Origin of the sequence: Kitasatospora sp. NPDC096147, from assembly GCF_044763225.1 — a bacterium.
Classification (GTDB): Bacteria; Actinomycetota; Actinomycetes; order Streptomycetales; family Streptomycetaceae; genus Kitasatospora.
On record NZ_JBIWFX010000005.1, the window covers coordinates 385,481 to 408,359 of the forward strand.

General features: G+C 74.2%; 23 protein-coding genes. 5 read left to right on the forward strand and 18 right to left on the reverse strand.

The genetic code is table 11. The features are described 5' to 3' along the window. Positions 1-54: 54 nt before the first annotated feature. The 7 genes from ACIRBX_RS19415 to ACIRBX_RS19445 form a co-directional block, all read right to left on the reverse strand. A complete protein-coding gene (locus tag ACIRBX_RS19415) occupies positions 55-756 on the reverse strand; it encodes a hypothetical protein (RefSeq protein ID WP_402298192.1) in 702 nt (233 codons plus the stop codon). 206 nt (positions 757-962) lie between these two features. Further along, positions 963-2,246 carry an MFS transporter gene (locus ACIRBX_RS19420; RefSeq protein ID WP_402298194.1) on the reverse strand — a complete coding sequence of 428 codons (1,284 nt, stop codon included), beginning with the start codon at positions 2,244-2,246 and terminating at the stop codon, positions 963-965. A 72-nt stretch (positions 2,247-2,318) separates the two neighbouring features. Further along, the gene (locus tag ACIRBX_RS19425) at positions 2,319-3,299 is read right to left on the reverse strand and encodes a DUF5937 family protein (RefSeq protein ID WP_402298196.1); all 981 of its coding nucleotides are present in this window, start codon (positions 3,297-3,299) and stop codon (positions 2,319-2,321) included. Positions 3,300-3,575: 276 nt separating this feature from the next. Further along, positions 3,576-5,012, reverse strand: coding sequence for a PLP-dependent aminotransferase family protein (locus tag ACIRBX_RS19430; RefSeq protein WP_402298198.1), 1,437 nt, complete (start codon positions 5,010-5,012; stop codon positions 3,576-3,578). 132 nt (positions 5,013-5,144) lie between these two features. Then, positions 5,145-5,423, reverse strand: coding sequence for a hypothetical protein (locus ACIRBX_RS19435; RefSeq protein WP_402298200.1), 279 nt, complete (start codon positions 5,421-5,423; stop codon positions 5,145-5,147). Positions 5,424-5,459: 36 nt separating this feature from the next. Then, entirely contained in the window at positions 5,460-6,506 is a 1,047-nt protein-coding gene (locus ACIRBX_RS19440; RefSeq protein ID WP_402298202.1) for an NAD(P)/FAD-dependent oxidoreductase, read from the reverse strand. A 221-nt stretch (positions 6,507-6,727) separates the two neighbouring features. Beyond that, a complete protein-coding gene (locus tag ACIRBX_RS19445) occupies positions 6,728-8,074 on the reverse strand; it encodes a ParB N-terminal domain-containing protein (RefSeq protein ID WP_402298204.1) in 1,347 nt (448 codons plus the stop codon). Positions 8,075-8,264: 190 nt separating this feature from the next. Here ACIRBX_RS19445 and ACIRBX_RS19450 point away from each other — a divergent pair, with 190 nt between their 5' ends. Both ACIRBX_RS19450 and ACIRBX_RS19455 read left to right on the forward strand, forming a co-directional pair. Then, positions 8,265-8,435 carry a hypothetical protein gene (locus ACIRBX_RS19450; RefSeq protein ID WP_402298206.1) on the forward strand — a complete coding sequence of 57 codons (171 nt, stop codon included), beginning with the start codon at positions 8,265-8,267 and terminating at the stop codon, positions 8,433-8,435. 104 nt (positions 8,436-8,539) lie between these two features. Next, positions 8,540-9,781, forward strand: coding sequence for a helix-turn-helix domain-containing protein (locus ACIRBX_RS19455; RefSeq protein ID WP_402298208.1), 1,242 nt, complete (start codon positions 8,540-8,542; stop codon positions 9,779-9,781). Between the two features lie 293 nt (positions 9,782-10,074). On the opposite strand, the gene ACIRBX_RS19460 is transcribed toward ACIRBX_RS19455, so the two are convergent. Genes ACIRBX_RS19460 through ACIRBX_RS19470 form a run of 3 tightly spaced genes read right to left on the reverse strand, consistent with a single transcriptional unit; the run spans position 10,075 to position 11,651 of the window. After that, on the reverse strand, positions 10,075-10,644 hold the full coding sequence (locus ACIRBX_RS19460) for a HEAT repeat domain-containing protein (protein WP_402298210.1): 570 nt from the start codon (positions 10,642-10,644) through the stop codon (positions 10,075-10,077). Between the two features lie 15 nt (positions 10,645-10,659). Then, positions 10,660-11,127, reverse strand: a complete 468-nt coding sequence (locus tag ACIRBX_RS19465; protein ID WP_402298212.1) for a MarR family transcriptional regulator — start codon at positions 11,125-11,127, stop codon at positions 10,660-10,662. Next, entirely contained in the window at positions 11,124-11,651 is a 528-nt protein-coding gene (locus tag ACIRBX_RS19470) for a hypothetical protein (RefSeq protein ID WP_402298214.1), read from the reverse strand. The genes ACIRBX_RS19465 and ACIRBX_RS19470 overlap by 4 nt, the downstream gene beginning before the upstream one ends. 115 nt (positions 11,652-11,766) lie before the next feature. On the opposite strand from ACIRBX_RS19470, the gene ACIRBX_RS19475 reads away from it, so the two are divergent. Then, positions 11,767-12,540 carry an ATP-grasp domain-containing protein gene (locus ACIRBX_RS19475; protein ID WP_402298216.1) on the forward strand — a complete coding sequence of 258 codons (774 nt, stop codon included), beginning with the start codon at positions 11,767-11,769 and terminating at the stop codon, positions 12,538-12,540. Here the strand turns inward: ACIRBX_RS19475 and ACIRBX_RS19480 are convergent. Beyond that, complete coding sequence (locus ACIRBX_RS19480) at positions 12,537-12,920, reverse strand: hypothetical protein (RefSeq protein ID WP_402298218.1); 384 nt, start codon at positions 12,918-12,920, stop codon at positions 12,537-12,539. The two genes, ACIRBX_RS19475 and ACIRBX_RS19480, sit on opposite strands and share 4 nt — an antisense overlap. 2 nt (positions 12,921-12,922) lie before the next feature. Next, positions 12,923-13,939, reverse strand: a complete 1,017-nt coding sequence (locus ACIRBX_RS19485; protein ID WP_402298220.1) for a hypothetical protein — start codon at positions 13,937-13,939, stop codon at positions 12,923-12,925. Between the two features lie 135 nt (positions 13,940-14,074). Between ACIRBX_RS19485 and ACIRBX_RS19490 the strand changes: the two genes are divergently transcribed. Further along, complete coding sequence (locus tag ACIRBX_RS19490) at positions 14,075-14,887, forward strand: helix-turn-helix domain-containing protein (protein ID WP_402298222.1); 813 nt, start codon at positions 14,075-14,077, stop codon at positions 14,885-14,887. A 72-nt stretch (positions 14,888-14,959) separates the two neighbouring features. Here ACIRBX_RS19490 and ACIRBX_RS19495 read toward each other — a convergent pair whose 3' ends face one another. From ACIRBX_RS19495 to ACIRBX_RS19520, 6 genes are all read right to left on the reverse strand, one after another. Further along, complete coding sequence (locus ACIRBX_RS19495) at positions 14,960-15,559, reverse strand: hypothetical protein (RefSeq protein ID WP_402298224.1); 600 nt, start codon at positions 15,557-15,559, stop codon at positions 14,960-14,962. Positions 15,560-15,589: 30 nt separating this feature from the next. Next, positions 15,590-16,483: a WXG100 family type VII secretion target gene (locus ACIRBX_RS19500; RefSeq protein ID WP_402298226.1), complete on the reverse strand. Its 894-nt coding sequence runs from the start codon at positions 16,481-16,483 to the stop codon at positions 15,590-15,592. Then, positions 16,480-16,806: a DUF2563 family protein gene (locus ACIRBX_RS19505; protein ID WP_402298228.1), complete on the reverse strand. Its 327-nt coding sequence runs from the start codon at positions 16,804-16,806 to the stop codon at positions 16,480-16,482. The genes ACIRBX_RS19500 and ACIRBX_RS19505 overlap by 4 nt, the downstream gene beginning before the upstream one ends. Positions 16,807-16,981: 175 nt before the next feature. Then, the gene (locus ACIRBX_RS19510; protein ID WP_402298230.1) at positions 16,982-18,709 is read right to left on the reverse strand and encodes a DEAD/DEAH box helicase; all 1,728 of its coding nucleotides are present in this window, start codon (positions 18,707-18,709) and stop codon (positions 16,982-16,984) included. A gap of 163 nt (positions 18,710-18,872) precedes the next feature. After that, positions 18,873-19,079, reverse strand: coding sequence for a cold-shock protein (locus tag ACIRBX_RS19515; protein WP_345284203.1), 207 nt, complete (start codon positions 19,077-19,079; stop codon positions 18,873-18,875). 344 nt (positions 19,080-19,423) lie between these two features. Further along, a complete protein-coding gene (locus ACIRBX_RS19520; protein ID WP_402298232.1) occupies positions 19,424-21,583 on the reverse strand; it encodes an MMPL family transporter in 2,160 nt (719 codons plus the stop codon). Between the two features lie 367 nt (positions 21,584-21,950). Between ACIRBX_RS19520 and ACIRBX_RS19525 the strand changes: the two genes are divergently transcribed. Continuing rightward, positions 21,951-22,835, forward strand: coding sequence for an aminoglycoside phosphotransferase family protein (locus ACIRBX_RS19525; protein ID WP_402298233.1), 885 nt, complete (start codon positions 21,951-21,953; stop codon positions 22,833-22,835). The last annotated feature ends 44 nt before the right edge of the window (positions 22,836-22,879 follow it).

Sequence of the window (22,879 nt, forward strand, 5' to 3'; positions counted from 1 at the left end):
GGGGGCGGGGGCGCGGGCGCCGCCCCCCCCCCCCGCCGCCGCCCCCGGCCGGGATCAGGCCGCGACCGGCTGCTTGCTGCCGACGGTCTGCTCGTGGAGCTCGAAGAAGTAGTCCCCGATCAGCTCCACGAAGGTGGCCAGGTCCGAGTACGCCTGCTCCGGGGTGCCGAACACCTCGACCGCGCGGGCGACCGTGCGGAACATCAGCTCGTCGTGGTCGTGCGACTCGTCGAACTCGATGTGGGTCGCGGTGCCCTGGACGAACTCGCGGCCGAACTCCTCGGACGCCTTGTTGGTGATGACCGGGTTGTAGCGGTCGGAGTACCACTCGACCAGCCAGTCCCAGACCGTGGTCGGGGCCGGACCGCGCGAGTCGGCCTCCAGGCGCAGGTAGCCCATCAGCTTCTTGGTGGACGGGAACGGATCGGTCGCCTCGATCTGCTCCTGGGTCAGGCCGAACTTGATCAGGTCACGGGTGAACATGCCCTCGTGGCCGAACTCCTCGGCCAGGTACTTGGCCAGGTGGGCGGCCAGGGTGTCGTCCTTGGACCCGACCTTGAACAGCGCGTAGGTGTCGACCTCGTTGTTCAGGCGGATGCGCAGCACCGTCTCGGTGATGTGCCGGACGTAGAAGTCGCGGTCGGTCCACTCGCCGGCGTGCAGCTCGCGCATCTTGGGGACGCGCTGGAACTGCTTCTCGAGCAGCTCGGCGGCGAGCGCCTCGAGACGGGCGCGGTCGAGAGTTGCGTTTACCACGGTGAATTTCCTCTGCTTTCGAATGTGCGCCGAGCGGCGCGTTCCCTGCTGAAAAAGAATCTACTGAGCGCCCTCGGGGCCGGACAGAGCCAATTCGTGATGCTTGGCCCCTTCCGGTCGAACGGCACGGAAAAGGCCCGTGGCCGGGTCCCGGAATTCGGGACCCGGCCACGGGCCGGTCGACGGGCGGGCGGGGGCGGGCGGCGTCAGACCGCCACCGGCCGCTGCTCCTGCTCCTGCTCCTGCTCCTGCTCGGCCGGGGCGGCCGGCAGCTCGCGCATGCCGCGCAGCGGGGAGAGCAGGATCGGCAGCACCGCCAGCAGCTCGCCGGTGACGCCGAGCCACATCGCGTTGCGCACCCCGAGGGTCTGCGCCAGCACGCCGCCGAGGAAGGCCCCGACCGGCATCGCGCCCCAGACCAGGAACCGGATGGTGGCGTTCATCCGGGCCATCAGCGGCTTGGGGGTGACCCGCTGACGGAAGCTCACCTGGGTGATGTTGAAGATGATCAGGGTGATCCAGCCCAGCCCGTGCAGCAGCACGGCCCCCGCCAGCCGCCAGTCGGCCTGGTAGAGCGGCAGCGCCAGGAACCAGCAGGCGGTGCTGGTGAGCATGCACATCCACAGCGCCCGGCCCTGGCCCAGCCACCCGACCACCCGCTCGACCAGCAGCGCGCCGCCGATGCCGCCGAGCGCGGCGGCGCTGAACACCACGCCGCACAGCAGCGCGGACAGCTTCAGGGTGTCCGCCAGCAGCACCACCAGCAGCGACAGGCCGACGGTGCCGAACAGGTTGGAGATCGCGGCGGTGGTGGCGATCGGCCGCAGCACCGGGTGGCGGAGCACGAACCGCAGGCCCTCGCCGATCTCCCGGCGCAGGTGGGCGTCCGGGCGGCGCTCGGGCTTCGGCTCCGGCCGGCGGATCCGGCCCAGGAAGAACGCCGAGACGAGGAAGCTGACCGCGTCGATGGCCAGCGCCGCCGGGGCGGTGACGGCGGCGATGATGGCTCCGCCCAGGCCAGGACCGCCGACCTCGGCCACGTTCCGGGTGGCCTCCAGCTTGGCGTTGCCCTCCATCAGCCGGTCGTCGTCGACCAGCTGGGGCAGCAGGCTCTGGTAGGCGACGTCGAAGAACAGCGTCAGCACGGAGACCCCGAAGGTCACCGCGTAGAGCTGACCGAGGGTCAGCACGTCCAGCCAGTACGCCACCGGGACGGACCCCAGCAGCAGGGCCCGGCCGAGGTCGCCGACGATCATCACCCGGCGGTGCCGCATCCGGTCCACCAGGGCCCCGGCGGGCAGCCCGAGCAGCAGGAAGGCCAGGTACTGGAACATCGTCAGCAGCGCCGCCTCGAACGGCGTGGCGTCCAGGACCTTGATGGCCAGGAATGGCAGCGCCAGGAGGGTCACGGCCGATCCCACCTGACTGATGGAATCGCCTATCCAGAGCTGGCGGAAATCACGGTGGAAGAACAGGCTCTTGTCAGACACCCGGGGATCATCGGGGAATTCCCGAGCGGCTGTCAACGCATTCCGCATTCGCCTGCCGAACAGCGCCGGGAATCAGACCCGGGTGAGCAGAGCCGTCCCCAGGTCGCTCACCGTGTAGTGCACCTCGCGGCGGTGGCGGTGGCTGGTCACCAGGCCCGAGTCGCGCAGCACCGCCAGGTGCTGGGAGACCGCGCCGGGGGTCAGGCCGGTCCGGGCGGCCAGCTGGGTGGTGGTGGCCGGTGAGCTGGTGCCCGCCAGCAGCTCGGCCCGGCTGCGCCCGAGCAGCCGGGCCAGGGCCGGCCCGGCCGCGCCCCGCCGCTGCCACAGCGTCCCGACGCCCCGGGCCGGGTAGACCACCGCCGGGGCCACCGCCCGATGACCCGTCAGCAGGTGGCACTGGTGGGCGAAGGCGCTCGGCACCAGGGTGATCCCGCAGCCGTCCAGGTCGGGCCCGGCGGCCGGCCAGTCCGGCGAGAGCAGCTGCGCGTCCCGCCAGCGCAGGGTCGGGTGCAGATCCCCGAAGACCTGCTGGATGCCGTCCTCGGCGAGCCGGCGGGTGCGGTGCGCGATGTCCGCCTCCAGCAGGGCCCGGATCCTCGGCCAGGACGGGGCGACCGCCACCCGCCACCAGCCCAGCACGGCCTCCGCCAGCTCCGGGAGCACCCGTTCGGGCTCCTCGGCGAGCCGGTGCAGGAACGGATCCGGCCGGCCCTGGCGGGGCCGGACCCCGCGCACCGCCTCCCGGACCAGCTCGGGCGGGGTGGCCAGCACCACCGCCAGCTCCTCCTCGATCTCGGAGAGCGGGCAGGTGGCGGGCGGCGTCAGGAAGTGCGAGGGCCGCCCCGCCGTCCGGGCCAGCAGGCGCAGCGCGGCCAGCGGCGCTCCGGGCAGCTGCTCCTGAGGGAGCGTCAGCGCCTCCCTGATCCACGGGAGGTGCACCACGTACCGGCCGGGATCGGCCAGCGCCCGCAGGCCGCCCACCGTCTCCCAGAGCGGCGAGACGGCGAACCGCACGTTCACCGCGTCCAGCACCCCGAACCTCAACTGCCCCACGTCCCCGCCTCCTTCCGCTCAGGCTGCCGCCGCGACGCGACGATTTAGCCCTGCCTGAAACACTGGCGGCGCGGCCCGGAGGATGGTGGTCTTGGCTGCCATGACCCCCGCACCACCTCCCCCGGACGACCGGCCGCGCGCCGTACTGCCGCGCACCGCTCCCCTGCACACCGCCCCGCGGTGCACGGCCCTGCCGCACACCGCCTCGCCGCGCACCACTCCCCTGCGCACCGCCCCGCTGTGCGCTGCTGCGGAGGGCGCCGCACCCGGCCGCCGTCAGGCGGCCGCGTGCACCCGGTGCCGTGCCGTCCCGGCCCGGCCGACGTCCTGCCAGGCCCGTGCCAGCCGGGCACAGGCGGACTCCAGGGCCGACTCGTCGGCGGTGAACGGGATCCGCAGGTGGTCCTCGAAGGTGCCGTCCACCCCGAACCGTCCGCCGGTCAGCACCCGGACCCCGCGCTCGGCCGCCGCCCGGGCGAGCGGCGGCCCGACCCGGTGGCCGAGATCCACCCAGAGCGCCAGCCCGCCGTGCGGCAGCCGGTAGCGCCAGTCGGGCAGGTACTCGGCCAGCAACTCGGCGAGCAGCAACCGACGGTGGAGCAGCAGCTGCCGGCGCTCGGCCAACAGCGGCGGATAGGACTCCAGGACCCGCAGCCCGACCAGCTGGGTCAGCAGCGAGTTCCCGCCGTCCACCAGGTGCCGCAGGCCGGCCAACCGGGTGACCACCGGCTCGGCCGCCCGGATCCAGCCCACCCGCAGACCCGCCCAGCAGGAGCTGCTGAGCGTGCCGACGGTGATCACCTGCGGGCCGGCGAGCGGCGGCGGCAGCGGCGGGCCGTCCAGGGCCAGATCGCGCACCGACTCGTCCACCACCAGGTGGGTGCCGGAGCGGACGGCCGCCCGGGCGATCGCGGCGCGGATCGCGGCCGGCATCACCATCCCGGTCGGATGGTGGAAGTCCGGTGCCAGGTAGGCGAGTCGGGGCCGCTCCCGGTGCAGCACCGACTCCCAGACGTCGGCGTCCCAACCGTCCGGGGCCAGGCCGACGGTCAGCAGCCGGCGGTTCAGCGCCCGGGTCAGGTCGAGCACGGCGGGGTGGGTGGGGCTGTCGGTGAGCACCGCCTCGCCGGGCCGCGACAGCAGGCGCAGCACCAGGCCGAGGCCGTGCTCGGCCCCGCCCGTCACCAGGATCTCCTCCGGGCCGGTCGGCACCCCGCGCTGGGTGAAGCCGGCCGCGATCTCCCGGCGGAGCTCCGGAAGGCCCATCAGGTCATGGCCCGGCTGGAGCCCGTCCGCGTAGCGGCCGAGATCGGCCGACACCTCACGGACGGCCGGGACCAGCACGCCCTGCGGGATCGGCAGCGCGTCCACCGTGAGGTCGACGTCGGTGCCCGGGTGGCGGCCCACGGTGGACGCAGCCGCAGCCTGCACGCTCCGGGCGGCCCGGGGTGCCCGGACGAAGGAGCCGGCGCCCCGGTCACTGGCCAGCCGGCCCCGCTCGCGCAGTAGGCGGTAGGCGGCGGTGACGGTGTTCCGGCTGATCCCGCACTGGGTGGCGAGGGCCCGCTCGGCCGGGATGCGCGCCCCGGCCGGCAGCCGTCCGTCGGCGATCAGCACCTCGAAGGCACCTGCCAGGTCGAGGTAGGCCGGGCCCTGCGCCCGCCAGTGGCCGAGCATCCGGGCCACCTGAGGTGCCGTCAGTGAGTAGCTCAACTCCGCTGCCTTCGGTGTGGGCCGCGCCCGGGTGGGGGTGCGGCGGCGTGGTGGGGGTGTCCGGACCGCGCGGCGGCGTGGGGTGCGCAGCGGTCCGGGACCGGTGGGGCGGGGCGGGCGGGCGGGCCGGGATCAGCGGGCGGGCGCGTTCAGCTGGACACCGACCGAGCAGGGCACCGGGGCGGCTTGCTCGGGCCGGCCGGCGGCCAGTACCGCCCCCAGGCTCCGGGCGTGCTCACCGCTGAGCACGAACTCAATCCGGTCGCACCGGTCGGACTGCCGGCCGTAGCCGCCGACCAGCACGTGCACCGAGACGTTCCCCTCGGCGTCGGCGGAGACGCTGACCGAGCCGTCCACCACCCCGGGGATCAGCTCACGGGTCCGGTCGCTCTGGGTCTGGAGCTGCGTCATCGTCGGGTTCCTCTCGAAGGACGTGGTGGTGGGTGCTCAGCGCGCGGCGGCGAGCGGCGCGCTGTCGAGCTGCGAGGTGTCGTGCCCAGGGGTGCCGTGCGGCGCGAGCCGGTCGGAGGAGTGCTCGGGTGCGAGCTCCGCGCCGGGGCGCAGCGCGACCGCCGCGTGGTTGACGGCGGTGGCGGCCTCGCCGAAGCCGACCGAGATGAGCGGCACCCGGCCCGGGTAACCGCAGCCGTCGCCGACCGCGTACACCCCCGGCAGGCTGGTGCGCATGGCCGCGTCCACCCGCACCTGCCGCCCGTCGAGCTCCACACCCCAGTCGGCGATCGGGCCGAGCTGCGAGGAGAAGCCCAGCGCGGCGACCAACGCCTGTGCGGGCAGGTCGAGTTCGTCCCGGCCCGCTCGGACGGTCACCCGCTCCAGCCGGTCCGCCCCGTGACAGGCCGTCACCTGGGCGTCGGTGAGCACCCGCACCGGCGCCTCGCGCAGCTGCCGGACGCTGTACTCGTGCGCCCGGAACGAGCCGCGCCGGTGGACCACGGTGACCGAGGCGGCGATCGGCGCGAGCGCCAGCGCCCAGTCCACCGCACTGTCCCCGCCCCCGACGATCACCACGTCCCGGTCGCGGTGCTCCTCCAGCCGGGGCACGTGGTAGGCCACGCCGCGCCCCTCGTACGGCAGTGAGCAGGCCAGGGTACGCGGCCGGACCTGCCCGATCCCGGCCGCGATCACCACCGCACCGGCCTCCACCACGGCCTCCGCATCGGTGCCGACCAGCCAGCGCTCACCACTCCGCTCCAGGGTCACCGCGCTCTGGCCGAGCAGGTACCTCGGCTCGAACGGCGCCGACTGGGCCAGCAGGTTGTCGATCAACTCCCGCCCTCGGACGGCGACATGACCGGCCACGTCGTACAGCCGCTTCTCCGGGTAGAGCGCCGCCACCTGCCCGCCGGACTGCGGCAGCGCGTCGATCACCGCACTGGTCAGCCCTCGGAATCCGGCGTAGTAGGCGGCGTAGAGCCCGGCGGGGCCGGCCCCGACGATCGCCAGGTCAACGGTGTACTGCAGCGGCCGGGTCATGCCCGCCTCCTCGTTGTCTTGCCATGGGTGATGCTGCGATGGGGAGTTGGTACGGATGCGGTCCGCGCCGGGCACCCGCGACGGAGGGCGGGGCGAGCGTACGGACGGGCAGGGCGCGCGGAACGGCGGCCGGATTCGATGATCCTCACCCTGGGTCTGACGATGCGTCAATGACGTTTCCGGGCAGAGCTCTTGTCCGGATGCGAGCCGCCGAAGGCGGCTCAGGCGCGGTCGGCGGCGCGGGCCAGCTCCTCGGCCAAGCTGCTCCACTCCCGGGCGTAGCTGCTGGCCAGATCGGCCACCACCACGGCACAGTGCGGCGGCACGGCCGCCACCAGGTCACTCCTGGTGCGCGCGTCCAGATCACGGGCGCCGAGCCAGCGCAGCAGCAGCCGCCCCGATTCGGTGAAGCGCAGCGAGGGGTCCTTGGCCAGCCGCTCCAGGATGGCCGCCGCCGGCTGTGCTCCGCCCGGAGCGCGTTCACCCGCCCCCTGGGGCGGGACCGCCCCGGCCGCCGAACGGGCCGGGCCGCTCCCGGGCCGCGCCTGGCGCACCACCCGCGCGACGGCGGCCGGGTCGGGGCCGGTGGCGGGCACGACGGTGCCCGGTGTCCCGGCGGTCCCCTCCGCTGCCGCCCGGTGGCTCCCCACCGGAGCGGGCGGGAGCGGGACGGCCGGCGGCCGGCCTTCGTCACCCCGCCCCGCCGCGACCCGACCCACCATCAGCTGCTCCGCCGCGACCGGCCCACCCACGAGCAGCCCCGCACCGAACCGCTCCGATCCGAAGTGCTCCGGCCCGAACGACCCGCCCTCGGCCCGCTCCGGGTCCACCGAACCGGCGTACCGCCCGGCCTGCTCACCCTGCCCGGACCGTCCGCCCTGCTCGCCCGGACCACCCGGGCCGGACCGCCCGGACCGCAGCAGTCCCTCCCCGCGCTGGAGCATCCGCCGCACGTCGTGCGCGGTGCTGACCGAGATGCCGACCGCCCGGGAGACCTCCCGGAGCGAGGCGTCGGGGCGTTCGGCGAACAGCTTCGCCGCCGCCCGCCGCCCCTCGGCCGGGTCCAGCGGCCGGACCCGGCCGTCCCGGCCGACCCGCACGGTGGGGACCACCCCCGCGATCGACTGAGGATTCTCCTCGCTCGAACACCGCCGGGCGGCCCCGACCGTCTTCGGGGACAGCCCGGTGACCCGGGCGATCGCCCGGTCCGACCAGCCGGGATGGGAGGCCAGGATCCGGCGCGCTGCGGCCCGCCGGTCCGCCAGGGTGAGCGGCAGTCCGTGCGCGACGTTGGCCTCCACCGCCCGGATGAAGATCTCCTCCTCCGGGCCCTCCAGGTAGCGGACCAGCACCTCCTGCTCGCCCCGGAGCGCGGCGGCCCGGAGCCGGTGCCTGCCGTCCACCACCTTCCGGCTGGCCCGGTGCACCAGGATCGGGGCCAGTGCCCGTCCGCTCTGCGCCAGTGCCTCGACGTGCCCGGGGTCCTCCCCCGTCAGTCGCGGCGAATCCGCCGGGAGCAACAGCTCCACCGGCACGCTCTCCACCTCGGACGCGACATCCCCCGTCACCGCCCCCACCCCCTCTGATCACTTCACGTGCGTGAACATGCAGCTTTCGGGGAGTTGCCAAATTTGTCAAACATCTGTCAGGAGCTTGTTGCCAGTGATCAGAATGACTACGTTTCAGGACGGCGCGCCCGACACCACATCCGAGCGGGCCACAGCGATCCACCCACGATCCTCCAAGGGGAACCTCCCGATGCACGCAGCACGCCGCACCTTCGCGCTGGCCGCCCTCGCCGTCGCCCTCCTGCTCGGCGCCGCCCAGCAGTTGACCCCCGTTCAGGCCGGTCACCAGCACGCCGTCCAGGCCGGCGGCCCCAGCACCAAGGCGCCGGACGTCCCCGGTGGCGACATCGAGTGGCCGTGATCCCGACGGTGTGACGTTCCGCCCCGAGCCCGAGTTGACAGAGATGTCCGGGATCGGGGCGGAATGTTGACACGACCCCGCAGCACTGTGGCAATGTTCTCGCCATGTTCGACACGGCCATCGAGACCCTGCCCCAGCCGCAGTTCGGCATCCGGCTGCGGACGATCAGGCAGGACAAGGGCATCTCGCAGGCGCAGCTGGCGGGCCCGGGGATGTCCACCGCCTACCTCTCCCGCCTGGAGTCCGGCAGTCGACCGCCGACCGAGCGGGTGGTGGCCTACCTCTGCGAGAAGCTCGGCCTGCCGGCCTCCTCCTTCCAGACCGAGCGCACCGACCGCACGGCGGAGGCCCTGGCCATGGCCCTCTCCGGCGACACCGAGGAGGCGCTCGGGCTGCTCCTGGACACCGTCCGGCAGCCCGTCACGGCCAATCCGGCGCTGCGCTGGCAGGCGCTCTGGATGCTCGCCGAGCAGCAGCGCAAGGAGGGTGACCGGGAGGACGAACGGGCCACCCTGGAGGCGCTCACCGAGCTCAGCGACCAGATCCGGCATCCCAGCTTCCAGGCCCGCTCCCGCGTCCAACTCGCCCGGTGCCAGCGGGCGTTCGGCGATTCCGACCTGGCCCACCTGACCGCCGCCGAAGCCCACGCGATCGCCGCCGAACACCGGCTCCCGCCGAGCGACCTGACCCGGGCGCTGCTGGTGCTGATCTCCGTCGAGGCCGAGACCGACCACCTCGACCAGGCCGTCGCCCACACCGATCAGGTGCTGCGCGCCGCCGAGCACCTGCCGCACACCCTGCGGGCCGAGGCCCTCTGGACGGCCGGCAGCATCCGGGCCCGTCAGGGCCGGCTGCCCGAGGCCACCGGCCTGCTCGAACAGGCCATCACCCTGCTGGGGACCGGCAACGACGAGCTCCTGCTCTGGACCCGGCTGCGGCTGGCCGCCGCCGCCCTGCACCTGCGGGCCACCCGGCCGGACACCGCCCAGGCGCTGCGCCACCTCACCGAGGCCGGCCCCGCCGTCCAACTGCTCAACCTCCCGGTGCACCGGCAGGAGCACCTCGCACTCAGCGCCCACCTGGCCCACCTCCAGGGCGACACGGCCGCCGCCGAGCGGCTCTGCGCCGAGCTGGGCGAGGACCCGCAGCTGCTCTCCCACCGTGACCGGGTCCGACACCAACTCCTCTACCACCGCCTCCGGTTGGCTACCGATCCGGAGGAGGCCATCCGCCGCCTCAGGCACCTGGCCGAACAGACCGACGCGTCCCACCACACCGACCTGGCCGCCGAGATCTGGCGCGTCCTCGCCACCGCCGCCCTGGACCGGCCCGGCCGCACCGACTGACCCTCCATCAGGGGCCTGCGGCCCGCCCGGGCCAGGTCCCCACGGCGGCAACGACCCTCCGGCCCGGTCACCCGGCCCGCGATGCCCTCCGGCCCGCCGGCCCGGCCTCGTCGGCTGACGCCCCGCCAGGGACCCCGCGACCGGCCCGAGCCAGGTCACCACAGCGGCAACGACCCTCCAGCCCGGTCACCCGGTCCGCGATGCCCTCCGGCCAGACGCCCACCATGTCCTCCGGTCCGGCCGAGCGCGGTGAGCGGTGAGCAGTGAGCAGTACGGAACCCGCAGGAGGGCGTTCACAGCTCCCGGTCGAGGCGGCGGCACAGCTCCGCCAAGGCCCGGCGGGCGGCCAGGGCCACGGCCGGCTCCGGGTCGTCGAGGGCCACGCGGATCGGGGCCGCGTGCTCGCCCTCCCCCACGGCGCCGAGCCCGCGCACCGAGGCCGCCCGCACCCGGGCCGCCCCGTCCGCCGTCAGAGCCTCCAACAGCTCCACCGCTCCGGCCAGTTCGTGGATCGCGGCCAGCTTCGCCGCCGTCTCCCGGACCCGCCAGGAGGGATCGGCCAGCGCCCGGACGACCGCCGGGCCGGCCTCGGGCAGCCAGGCGTAGCGCAGCGCCCGGGCCGCCCAGACCCGTGGCCAGTACGCCTGCTCGGGCCGGTCGAGCCCGCCCGCCCGCAGCAGTGCGGCGGCGTGCCGGCCACCGATCCAGGTCAGCGAAGGCTGCTCGGGGTCGTCCGGGGCGGTCCGCTGCTCCAGCAGCGCCACGCACCACGCAACCACGGCTCCCCGCCCCAGCCGCTCGCACGCCTGCTCGACCAGCGCCCGGGGACGCTGGTCGAGCTCACCGGGAACGGGAAGACCCACCACTGCCGCCGCCCTTCACTCCTGCGCCGCCCTGACGTTCGCCACCATACGGCGCAGCACCCGCAGCGCGGCTGCGTACTCCTCGTCCGCGACCCCCTCGTGCACCACCGTCCGCAGCCCGGTCACCAGCGCCCGCAGCCGCAGCCGGGCCGCCTCGCCGTCCCCGGTGAGGTGCAGCCGCTGCTCCCGATCGGCCCGCAGCCACCCCCGGTGCAGCAGTTGGTCGACGGTCCGGCCGATCTCCTCCGGGCCGGCCGCGAGCGGGGCGAGCTGCTCCACCACCTCCGCGCGGCCCGGTGCCACGGACCCGCCGTGCACCCGGTTCAGCACCCAGTACTGCGGCTGGGTCACGTCGATCCGGGCCATCGCGTCCCGCAGGTGCGCGGTCACCACCTCGTGCGCCAACCCGGCCCAGTAGCCGACCGGTTGGGAGGCCAGCGCCTCGTCCGTCACCGCCGGATCGGCCGGCGCCTGGTCACTCACGCGGCGGCCCCCGCCGTACCGGAGGCCGCGTCCAGCGCCTCGGTGACCGACCGGTGCATCTGCCCGGTGGTCTGCCACTTCCGGCGGGAGAGGCGCTCGACCACCTCGGTCAGCCAGGCCTCGTCGGCGAGGCGCTCCCACTCCTGACGCGAGGACAGGTGCCCGAGCAGCGCCTCCAGGATCGACAGCTCCATCAGCGGGTACCAGCGCCGGTGGCGGTCGAAGAACAGGGTGATCTCGTCGTAGGGGTGACGCACGTTCAGGTGCAGACGGCCGCCGCCACGACCCCGGAACGGACCGGGCAGCCCGGCCACCAGGCCGAACGGCGAGACCGTCGATCCGGCCCGCGTGACGTGCCCGCCCACGACCAGCCGGACCCCGTCCATCAGCCGCTCCCAGGGCAGCAGCTCCTCCCCGCCGTCCCGAGCGTGCGTCAGCAGGCCGTCCGGACGGAACTCGGACCAGGCGGCGCCGCCCCTGCGTTCTGGATCACCCAGCACCCAGCGGCCATCGGTGAACACCAAGGGACCCAGGGACTTCCGCGTCACGGCCATACCCCCATTCGATCATGGAAGGCCCCGCTCCGGACACGGATAATCCGCTCGCCCTGGAGGCCCGCCCTGCCCCAGCATGAGCCGCATGGCGCTCCTCCTGCTCGCCCCCCGGATCTCGGAGACCGGCCTCCAGCTCCTCACCCAGGCCCGCCGGCGCGGCCTCGCCGCGCACACCGCCGTGCGCTGGGAGGTCCCGGCCGGGCTGGCCGAGCTGCGGCCGGCCCACCTCTACGGCGGCCCGCTGTTCGCCGACGTGGCGGCCGGGGTGCTCGGGGTCGCGCCGCTGGAGCCGCCGGACGGCTGGCTGAGCACGCTGCCCCCGGAGCTGCTGGGCCGTCAGGTCGCCTGCACCACCCTGGCCGAGGCCCGCCGCCTGCGCCGGCCGGCCTTCGTCAAGCCGCCCAACGACAAGGTCTTCGCCGCCCGGGTCTACCGGGACGGCGCCGAGCTGCCCGGGCCCGACGCACTGGCGGACGACACCCCGGTCCTGGTCAGCGACGTGGTCACGTTCGCCGCCGAGTACCGGCTCTTCGTCCTCGACGGCACCGTCCGCACCGCGAGCCGGTACGCGCTGGACGGCGAGCTCGCCGTCACCCCGGACGCGCCGCCCGCCGCCCTGGCCTTCGCCGCCGAGGTGCTGGCCCACGGCGGGCTCCCGTCCGCCGTGGTGCTCGACGTCGGCCGGCTCGCCGACGGCACCTGGGCCGTGGTCGAGGCCAACCCGGCCTGGGCCAGCGGTGGTTACGCGTGTGCCCCGGACGCCGTCCTGGACGTGGTGCTCCGCGCCGCCGGCCCGACCGGGGCGCTGCACCCCACCGACCTGCCGTACGTCCGCCACGTCCCCGAGGTGGTGCGCTAGGCGCCGTCCGGCAGCGCCCAGCGCAGCGTGTGCGCCGAGGCTCCGGCCGCTTCCAGGTCGGCCCGGGCCCGGCGCGGGCCGACCGCGCCGGCCAGCACCGCGACCAGCCAGCGCGGCGAGTTCGGATCGGGGTCGGCGGCCACCGTCCGCAGCACCGCCGGGTAGTGCGCCAGCACCTGCTGCCTCGACCCCGCCTCCAGCGTCCGGTACACCAACTGCCGCTTGTGGCCCACCCGGTGGTACTGCGGGAAGAGCGGCTGGCGCACCGCCAGGGCCTCGACGCGCGGGTCCGCGGGCTCGTCCCAGCCCAGACCGAGCGCGGTGAGCAGCTCGTCCAGGCAGTGTTCCTGGGCGTCGAGGGCCCGCGCGTCGAGTTCCATGGTCACAGCCTACGCAGGGTGAACCGGTCGTCCATGGTGCCGCCGAACAGCAGGTCCATCCGGCCGGACAGCGTGTAGACCGCGCCGCGCGGCCCGGCCACCACCGCCGTCGGCGCCGGGTCGGCGGACGGACGGGCCGTCAGGACCGCACTGCGCCAGCCGTCCGTGGAGCGGATGTCGACCAGCGTGTCGGCCCCGCCGCCGCCCAGGGTGTTGGTGGTGCCCAGCAGCCGACCGTCGGAGGCGCCGTACAGGCCGTCCAGCCCGATCGCCCGCGGACCGGTCAGCCGGACCTGCCGGACGTCGGTCGGCCGGTCGATCGGCACCCGCCACAGCGTGCCGTCGTCGTACTTGCCGATCAGCAGGGTCCGGCCGTGCCGGACGATGCCGTTCAGCCCGAAGCCGCCCACCGGCGCGGCCAGCCGGGCGTCCCGCAGGATCACCGAGGCCCGCCCGTCCGGCCGCACCCGGTACAGCACCGGGGCGAAGGAGTCGGTCACGTACGCCTCCCCGTCCGGGCCCAGCACCAGGTCGTTGGCGAAGTGCCGCCCACCGTCGGCGGCCACCGCCGCCAGGTCGGTGTAGAACAGCCGCCGTCCGGTCTCCAGGTCGTACGCGCCGATGCCCGCGATCACCTTCCCCGCGTCGTGCCGCAGGCCGAAGCCGGGGTCGGCGTTGGCGACCAGCACCCGGTTGCGGGCCGGGTCGAGCTGGATGCCGATCACCGAGACCAGCTTGGCCGGATCGTCCACCAGCGTGCGGACCGAACCGTCGGGGCGGACCACCGAGACGGTGCCGTGCCGGATCGAGCCGACCAGGAAGCGGCCGTGCCCGGCGTCCCAGACGGCGTCCTCGGGGTGCAGGCTCGCCGCATGGCCGTTCAGTACGGGGGCGGTGGCGGGCGGCCGGTGGGCGGAGTGCACGGCGGCAGGGTGCGCGGCGGCGGGCAGCGCGGCCCCGCCCAGCAGGGCGGCGGCGACCACGGCCACGGCGGCGGCGCGGATCGGACGGTACGTCATCTCGGTACTCCTTCACGAGCGGTGGTGCGTCCTTGCGACACCTCCACCCTCCCGCCCGCCGCCGGGGCGCAGCAGTGCGTGGTGATACTGGTAGTCGGGCTACCAGGACCACGCCCGACCAGAGGGGGAGACCACATGGCCGTCACCGAGCTGCGGCGCACCGAGCTGTCCGACTTCCTGCGCACCCGCCGGGCCCGGATCACCCCGGAGCAGGTCGGCCTGGCTCCCGGCGTGCGCCGCCGCACCCCGGGGCTGCGCCGCGAGGAGCTGGCGCTGCTGGCCGGGGTCGGGGTCACCTGGTACACGTGGTTGGAACAGGGGCGCCGGATCAACCCGTCCCCCGAGGTGCTGGGCAGCCTGGCCCGCACGCTGCGGCTGGACCGCGCCGAGACCGACTACCTGTTCCGGCTGGCCGCCGACCCCACCGTCGCGGCCCAGGACCCGGCGCCGGACCGACTCCCGGCCGCCCTCACGCGGTTGACCACCGCGCAGTCCCCCGCCCCGGCCTTCCTGATGGACGCCGACTGGGCGGTGCGGGCCTGGAACACCGAGGCCGACGCGCTCTTCGACTTCTCCCGGCAGGCCCCCGCCGACCGCAACCTCGCCTGGCTGGCCTTCGCCCACCGCCCCAACCGCGAGCGCACCGTCGACTGGGAGCAGCACGCCCGCCGCCTGCTCGCCCAGCTCCGCGCCGCCGCCGGGGACCGCCCGGCCCTGGCTGCCACCCTGACCCGGCTGCGGGACGCCTTCCCGGAGGCCCGCCGCTGGCTGGAGGAGCACCAGGTGAGCGAACGCACAGGCACCGCCAAGGACCTGGCCCACGAGACGGCCGGCCTGCTGCGGATCGACCAGCTGGTGCTCCAGGCCCCAGACGGCTTCCAGCTGGTGGTCTTCTCCCCGCGCGACGAGCCGACCACCGCACGGCTGCGTCTGCTGGCCGGCGGATGACACCCGGTCAGCCCGGGCGGCCGGACCGACCGGGTGTCGGTCCGGCCGCCCGGACCGACTGGGGGCGCCAGGTCAGCTGTGGAAGGCCGCGACCACCGGGTCGGCGGCGCGTGGCAGATCGGCCGTCACGGCGACCCAGGAGCCGTCCGCGAAGTGCAGGTCGATCCGTCCGCGCTGGAGCACTCCGGTCGCGTGGCGCCGCACCTCCCGGACCTCGGCGCGGGGCACGGCCCAGTGCAGCGCGTACTCCTCGGTGAACAGCTGCCAGAGCGCCGCGCGGTCCACCACCACCAGCAGCCGCCGGTCGGTGACGGCGAGCAGCCCGCCGCCCTTGGCCCCGCCCTCGTGCAGCCGGATCACCAGGCGGCCGGCCGCGCTCTGCCAGCCACCGCCTATGCCGGCCCCGTGCAGCACCCGCTCGGGCTCGGCGGCGACCACCCGGTTCTCGATCGCACCGACTGCCGCCGAGACCGGATTGACCACCGCGTAGGCCCGGCGGAGCAGCCCGAAGGACCTCCCCAGGCCCTCTTCCACCGGGCTGACCCGACGCGGCGCCAGGAGCTCGGCGGGCGGGTGCGGGATGCCGGGGGCCAGCGTGACGGCCGCCGCCTCCAGGAGCCGCTCGCCGGGCTCCAACGACGTTGTGACCGCGTCCCGTTGGGCGTTGAGCATCGCGTGCCCGTCCTCTCCTCGCCCGGCCCGTCAGCCGAAGGCCTGGTCGAAGCGCCGCTTGCGCTCCTCGGGGCTCAACTCTACGGTCGGCAGCGGGTGCTGCGGTCCCGCCCGGTCGTCCAGCTCGCCCGCTCCGAGCACCAGGCCGTCCTGGATCGCGGTCTTGGCGGTCTCCCCGACCGGGTCACCGGTGAAGCCGACGGCACCGAGCGCCGCCTTGCCCACCCCCTTCTTGACCATGCTGGCACCGAGCGCGGTGGGGTCGAAGGGCTTGTTCCAGGTCCACGGCTTCTTCGGGTTCAGGTGCGGCCGCTTCGAGGCGAGCTTGATGGCCTTCATGGCATCCGCGACCTTCGTCAGGGCGGTCGCCAACTTCCGCACCAGCATGGCGATCCGGGCACTGGCGATGGCCCCCTCCGCCGCTGCGGCCGCCGCCTCGGCGGCCAGCGAGATCCCGGCGGTGAGCACGCTGAAGGCGAGCGAGGCGGCGAAGGTGATGATCGCCCACTCGATCAGCTCGCGGATCACCGTCTCCACCAGGTCCTGGGCGATCCGGCACTGCTCGGCGGCCTCCTGGAGGTGGGCGGCGGTGTTCTCCATGTCGTCCGCCTCCTCCTCCAAGGCGGTCTCGTACTCGGCGAGTTCCCGCTGGAGCCGGTCTGCGGCCTCGCCCTCCCAGTCGTTCGCCAGGGCGGCGCGGTCACGCCGCTGGTCGGCGATCACCTCGCGGAGTGCCTCGGCCTGCTCCTTCCAGAGCCGGGCCGCCGCCTCGATGCCCTCCGGATCACCGGTGACGAACTCCAGCATCTCGGCGAAGGGCTCCACGATCGGGCGCATGATCGCGTCCACCACGCTGCCCATCGGGCTGAGCCAATTGTCGATCTTCACATAGGCGTTGGCCGCCTCGGACGCCGGACCGCTCATGCCTCCAGCCCCCTGGTGACCGACTCCAGCTGCTCGGACAGCGAGCTCTCGACCGCCTCGTAGGAGCGGGCCAGGTCCTGCGCGTGGTCACCGATCCGGTCCATCGTGTCGGCGGCCGAGATCAGGTTGACCACGGCGGCCTCGTGCCGCTCCTGGTAGTCCGTGGCGATCTCGTCGGACTCCGGCAGCTTGCCGAAAGCGCCGGGCAGCAGCCACCCGCCGCCCAGCCGCTCCCGGATCTCCCGCAGCTTGGCCGAACGCTCCGTGGAGGTGCGGCCGAACCGCCGTATCGCCTCCGGATCGACCTGGTACCCACCCGCCATGTCAGATTCCCTTCCCCCGTGCCCCGTGGTCAGCCGCCGTCCGGCGGCGGCGGAGAACGTAGCACACCCCCGAACGCGCCTTCCGGCACGGCCCCGTGACGGGGCGTCCGGGAAACGCCACGGGGGCGGTGGACCGTCCTGGTCCACCGCCCCCGTGGGGAGCCCGGTCTGCTGCTCAGTCGGCCTTGCGGCGCTGGCGGCCGGTGCCGTAGTTCGAGCCGCTCTTGGCGCCGGAGCCCGGCTTGCGACCGGCCGACTTGCCGATGAAGCCGGCCGCCGTGCGGGAGCCACCGGTGCCGCCGCTGCCGGAGCCCGAACCACCGGCACCGATCCGCTGCTTGGGGCGGGGACGGCGGGCGTTGCCGTTCATGTCCACGTCGGCCGGCAGGCCGGAGCGCTTGGGCGCGCGGCGGCGCGGCTGGCCGGAGCCCGTGCCCTCGGCGGCCGGCGGGGTGGCCGCGACCGGCGGGGCCAGCGTGACGGCCACGCCGCTCGGGGTGCGGGCGCCGGTGATCCTGGCCAGCTCGGCGTCGCCGGGGCGGACCTTGGTGACGGTCGGCCGGATGCCGGCCGTGGTCATCAGGCGGCTGACCTCGCGGCGCTGCTCGGGCAGCACCAGGGTCACCACGGTGCCGGACTCGCCGGCCCGGGCGGTACGACCGCCACGGTGCAGGTAGTCCTTGTGGTCGATCGGCGGGTCCACGTTCACGACCATGTCGAGACCGTCGATGTGGATGCCTCGGGCCGCCACGTTGGTGGCGATCAGCGCGGTGACGTGGCCGTCCCGGAACTGGTCGAGCACCCGGTTGCGCTGAGGCTGCGACTTGCCGCCGTGCAGCGCAGCCGCCCGGACGCCGCTGGCCAGCAGCTGCTTGGCCAGCCGGTCGGCGCCGTGCTTGGTGTGCACGAACATGATCAGGCGCCCCTCGCGGGAGGCGATGTGCGCGGCGGCGGAGACCTTGTCGGTCGCCTCCAGCTGCAGCAGGTGGTGGTCCATGGTGGTGACGGCGCCGGCCGACGGGTCCACCGAGTGGGTCACCGGGTCGGTCAGGAAGCGCTGCACCAGCCGGTCGACGTTCCGGTCCAGGGTGGCGGAGAACAGCATCCGCTGCCCGCCCTCGGCGACCTGCTCCAGCAGCTTGGTGACCTGCGGCAGGAAGCCCATGTCGGCCATCTGGTCGGCCTCGTCGAGCACGGTGATCTGCACGTCGCCGAGCTGCACGTCCTGACGGTTGATCAGGTCGTCCAGCCGGCCGGGGGTGGCGACCAGCACCTCGGCGCCGCGCCGGACGGCGTTCGCCTGGCGGTTGATCGACATGCCGCCGACCACGGTGGCGATCCGCAGGTTCACGGCGGTGGCGTAGGGGGTGAGCGCGTCGGTCACCTGCTGGGCCAGCTCACGGGTCGGCACCAGCACCAGGGCCAGCGGGCTGCGCGCGGAGGCGCGCTTGCCGGCCGTCCGGGCCAGCAGCGCCAGGCCGAAGGCCAGCGTCTTGCCGGAGCCGGTGCGGCCCCGGCCGAGCACGTCGCGCCCGGCCAGCGCGTCCGGCAGGGTGGCGGACTGGATCGGGAAGGGCTCGATCACGCCCTGCTGGCCGAGCGCGGAGAGCAGGCCCTTGGGCATCTCCAGCTCGGCGAAGGTGGCGGCCGGCGGCCGGGCCGGGGTGCCCTCGACCACGGTGAAGTCGGCGGGGGCCGGCGGCGCGGTGCGGGCCCGCGGGGCGCGGCGGGCGGCACCGGACTGCGGGCGGCCGGAGCCGCCGGACTGCTGGCCGCGGCCACCGCCGGAGCGCTGACCGCGCTCACCGGTACGGGGCTGCTGGCCGCGCTCGCCGGACTGGGCGCGCTCGGCGGACTGCTGCGGGGCGCGACGGGCGCGCGGCGGGCGTGCGGGAGTGCTCATACGGGTGGTGCTCCGTCCTGGACGTCCGATGGCCGACGCGCTGCGCGTGGGCGATCGTCCTGGTGATCGGCCGTCAGGAAGGTGGTGCCGCCCCGGCCGTTCGGCGGCATGAGGGAGGGCCCGCACCGAGCGGTACGGGCCCTCGCTCTCGCGTGGATCAGCTTCAGCCGATGACGCGGATGTTCTCGGCCTGCGGGCCCTTCTGGCCCTGCGTCACGTCGAACTCGACCTGCTGGCCCTCGACGAGCTCACGGAAGCCGTTGGCCTGGATGTTCGAGTAGTGGGCGAACACGTCCGGGCCGCCACCCTGCTGCTCGATGAAGCCGAAGCCCTTTTCGCTGTTGAACCACTTCACGGTGCCGGTAGCCATAACCGTCTCCTCTAAAACTGGGGCAAGGAACCCACACCTCGTAGGCTCCAAGTAGCCGCGATCCCCATCCGGAGACAAAACACCGGACAAAACAAATGCGCCTGTTGGTTGGTACCAGCAGGCGCACACATACGTTCATGGGAACCAAAACTGCAACTGCTTCGACTGTAGCACGGTGGGGCCCGGATGATCCGAGAAATTTTCGCCGACATACTCCGTTCACCTGCGCCGGGAGGCGGCGGACCGTGGGTACGGTCCGCCGCCTCCCGGGTGCTACGGGGTGCTCGGCCCGGCGCCGGGCCGGTGCCGGATCAGGGCCGGATCATGGCCGGGTCAGGGCCGGGTCAGTGCCGACCGGCCGGCTCCGGGGTCTTGGTGAGCGAGGGCTCGGCCCCGTGCCCGGGCAGCAGGGCGTGGCCCGGCCACCAGGCCCACTTGCCCAGCAGCGCGGTCAGCGCCGGGGTGAAGAACAGCGACATCACGAAGGCCGAGACGATGATGCCGAAGGCCACCGAGAAGCCGATCTCGCTGAAGAAGATGTTCCCCGCCAGCAGCATGGTGCCGAAGGTGGCCGCCAGGATGAAGCCGGCCGCCGCGATGGTCGGACCGCCGTGCCGGATCGCCAACGAGGCGGCGGTGCGCGGGTCGTGGCCCTCGGCCGCCTCCTCGCGCAGGCGGGCGATCATCAGGATGTTGTAGTCGGTGCCGATGGCCACCACGAACAGGTAGATGAGCATCGGCAGCATGAACATCACGCCCGCCTCGCCCTGGAGGTGCTGGAACATCAGGCTGGTCGCGCCGATGGTGGCGGTGAAGCCGAGGCCGACGGCCGCCATCAGGTACCAGGGGGCGACCACGCTGCGCAGCAGCAGGCCGAGGATCAGCATGATCAGGATGGCGGCGACCGGGAAGACCACCGAGTAGTCCCGGGCCATCGCGGTGTTGATGTCCTTGAGCACCGAGGTCTGACCGCCGACCAGGGCGTCGGTGCCGGCCGGGGTCTTGGCGTGCGCGGTCGTCCGCAGGCCGTCCATGGTGTCGATGGCCGCGTTGGTGGACGGGCCGTCCTTGAGCATCACGGTGAAGTCGGCGACCGTGCCGTCCGCGCTCACCGTCGGCTTCGGGCCGACCATCGCGACACCGGGCACCTTGCCGAGCTCGGCCGCGTACCCGGCGAAGGAGGACTCGTCCAGCTTGGCGCCCTCCTTGACCTTCACGTAGACGTGGCTCGGGTCGGCGGCGCCGGCCGCGAACGCCTTCATCATGGTGTCCTGGACGACCATCGACTCCTTGGTCTTCGGCATCGAGCCGGCCGCCAGGTCGAAGGTGCCCTTGTAGCCGAGCCCGGCCGCCGAGAAGGCCAGCAGCAGGGCGCCCGAGGCGATGGCGACGGCCATCGGGCGGCGCTGGACGAGCCGGCCGAACGCCGCGAACTTGGCGCCCTCGGGCTCGCGCTGCCAGGCCTTCGAGGGCCAGAACAGCACCTTCTCCGGGATCAGCGAGAGGATCGCGGGCACCAGGGTGACCGAGGCGGCGGCGGTGACCGCGACCGCGATGGCCAGCGAGGGGCCCATCGCCTTGAACATGCCGAGGCTGGAGAGCAGCAGCACGCTGAAGGCCACGATCACCGCGCCGGCGGCGGAGGTGATCGCCTCGCCGACCCGGCCGACCGCGTTGACCACGGCCTCCTTCCGGTCGTCACCGGCCCGCAGGCGCTCGCGGTACCGGAACATCAGGAAGAGGAAGTAGTCGGTGCCGACGCCGAACAGCACGATGATCAGGATCGCCGAGACCGAGCTGTCCGCCTTCAGGCCGAACGCCTTCACCGCGTAGCCGATCAGGCCGTTGGCCACCATCGAGTAGACGAAGACCGAGACCACCGGCAGGAAGGCGATGATCGGGCTGCGGAAGATGATCCCCAGCGTGAGCAGGATGATCACGATCGTGCCGAGGCCGATCAGCGCGTTGGCCAGCTCGGAGGAGTCCTTCTGGTCCAGCGCCTGGGCCACCTGGCCGCCCAGCTGCACCTTGAGGGTGCTGCCCTCGGCCAGCTGCTTGGCGGTCTCGCGCAGCTCCTTGGCGGAGTCGGCCGCCTCGGGCTTGAAGAGCGCGTCCTTCTCCATCCCGATCGGCACCAGGCCGTACCGGCCGTCCTTCGAGGTGGTCTCCGGGGTCAGCGGCACGACGTGCTCGACGAACCTGACCTTCTTGTCCGTCAGGCCCTGGACCACCTTGGTGACGGCGGGCTGGTCGGACTCGGTGATCGGGCCGCCGTCCAGGCGCTCGACCATCAGGAAGGCGGCCGGGGTGAAGTTGGCCGGGAAGGCCCCCTGCTGCACGTTGCCGGCCCGGATGGACTCGTAGTGGTGCGGCAGGAAGCTGCTCTGGTCCGTCTGCGCGGTCAGCTTGGGCGCGGTGCCGATGATCGCCACGGCGGCGACCAGCCACGCGGCGATCACCCACCACGCGCGCTTGACGACGAATTGTCCGATCCGGTGGAACATGCTCGCTGTGCCTCCTGGGCATGGTTCACCGCAGCCCTTGGGGGACGGGACACGGGCGACGGCAAGTGACCGGCTGACGTTTCGTTAGCCGGTCGGCAGGTAAGTGAGTGTGAGCATCGTACGAGAGCCCCCGCCCGACCGGACGGGCGGGTCCCCGATCGGTGCACCCCCCGGAGGCCGTGGCACGGCCCCGCCCCATCCTGACCCGGATGCGGCGTCCGTCACCTCCTGCTCCGGGCGGAGACGCCTCCCCCTCAGGGTGGAGATCCGACCCCGAGCCGGGGACCGGGGGCCTGACGGGCCCTCGGTTCCGGCCGTTCCGACCGCGCTGCGCAGGCCGGTGGCCACGCTGGGCGATGATGCTCGGATGACCGTCTTCGACGCCTCCCGTGCCACCGCCCTGCTCGCCCGCGCCTGCGCCGCCGCCGGACTGCCCGCACCCGACGGCGCCCGCCTGCTCGCGCTGGCCGAGAACGCGGTCTTCGACCTCGGCTCCCCCGCCGTGGTCGCCAAGGTCGGCCGGGGGCCGGCCGTGGCGGAGCGGGCGGGCCGCGAACTCGCGGTCGCCGACTGGCTGGACGGCCACGGCCTGCCGGTGGTCCGCCCCTGGGCACCGGCCCCGTTCGAGGTGGACGGACACCCCGTCACCTTCTGGCACCGGCTCGCCCCGGCCGTCCGGCCCGCCCGGCCCGCCGACCTGGCTCCGCTGCTGCGCGCCCTGCACGCGCTGCCCGCCCCGCCGTTCGAGCTCCCCGGCCGCGATCTGCTGGCCCCGGTGGACCGCTGGCTGGCCACCGCCGCCGAGGTGGTCGCCCCCGAGGACGTCGCCTTCCTCCGGGCCCGCCGGGCCGACCACCAGGCCGCGCTGACCGCGCTGGTGCCGGCCCTGCCGCCGGGTGTGATCCACGGCGACGCCCTGCCGCGCAACGTGCACATCGGTGCGGACGGCCCGGTGCTGCTCGACCTGGAGACCGCCTCGGCCGACCTCCGGGAGCACGACCTGGTGGTGCTGGCGCTCAGTCACGACCGCTACGGCGTCCCGGCCGAGGAGTACCTCGCCTTCACCACCGCCTACGGCTGGGACGTCCGGGACTGGCCCGGCTTCGCCGTGCTGCGCGGCGCCCGGGAGACCGCCAGCGCCTCCTGGGTGGCGCAGCAGGCGGCGGGGAACGCGGCGGCGCTGGCCGAGTTCGCCCGCCGGGTGGGCTCGCTCCGGGACGGGGCCACCGAGGTGCGCTGGTACCCGTTCTGACGGGCCGTCCGGCCGTGGCCGGTTCGCGTCGGTGCGGGGCGCCG

Coding starts and splice junctions, on each gene's coding strand:
- ACIRBX_RS19435 (WP_402298200.1), bottom strand. CDS start 5,423: ATGACGCAGCTCCAGACCCAGAGCGACCGGACCCGTGAGCTGATCCCC.
- ACIRBX_RS19440 (WP_402298202.1), bottom strand. CDS start 6,506: ATGACCCGGCCGCTGCAGTACACCGTTGACCTGGCGATCGTCGGGGCC.
- ACIRBX_RS19450 (WP_402298206.1), top strand. CDS start 8,265: ATGCACGCAGCACGCCGCACCTTCGCGCTGGCCGCCCTCGCCGTCGCC.
- ACIRBX_RS19455 (WP_402298208.1), top strand. CDS start 8,540: ATGTTCGACACGGCCATCGAGACCCTGCCCCAGCCGCAGTTCGGCATC.
- ACIRBX_RS19475 (WP_402298216.1), top strand. CDS start 11,767: ATGGCGCTCCTCCTGCTCGCCCCCCGGATCTCGGAGACCGGCCTCCAG.
- ACIRBX_RS19480 (WP_402298218.1), bottom strand. CDS start 12,920: ATGGAACTCGACGCGCGGGCCCTCGACGCCCAGGAACACTGCCTGGAC.
- ACIRBX_RS19485 (WP_402298220.1), bottom strand. CDS start 13,939: ATGACGTACCGTCCGATCCGCGCCGCCGCCGTGGCCGTGGTCGCCGCC.
- ACIRBX_RS19490 (WP_402298222.1), top strand. CDS start 14,075: ATGGCCGTCACCGAGCTGCGGCGCACCGAGCTGTCCGACTTCCTGCGC.
- ACIRBX_RS19495 (WP_402298224.1), bottom strand. CDS start 15,559: ATGCTCAACGCCCAACGGGACGCGGTCACAACGTCGTTGGAGCCCGGC.
- ACIRBX_RS19500 (WP_402298226.1), bottom strand. CDS start 16,483: ATGAGCGGTCCGGCGTCCGAGGCGGCCAACGCCTATGTGAAGATCGAC.
- ACIRBX_RS19505 (WP_402298228.1), bottom strand. CDS start 16,806: ATGGCGGGTGGGTACCAGGTCGATCCGGAGGCGATACGGCGGTTCGGC.
- ACIRBX_RS19510 (WP_402298230.1), bottom strand. CDS start 18,709: ATGAGCACTCCCGCACGCCCGCCGCGCGCCCGTCGCGCCCCGCAGCAG.
- ACIRBX_RS19515 (WP_345284203.1), bottom strand. CDS start 19,079: ATGGCTACCGGCACCGTGAAGTGGTTCAACAGCGAAAAGGGCTTCGGC.
- ACIRBX_RS19520 (WP_402298232.1), bottom strand. CDS start 21,583: ATGTTCCACCGGATCGGACAATTCGTCGTCAAGCGCGCGTGGTGGGTG.
- ACIRBX_RS19525 (WP_402298233.1), top strand. CDS start 21,951: ATGACCGTCTTCGACGCCTCCCGTGCCACCGCCCTGCTCGCCCGCGCC.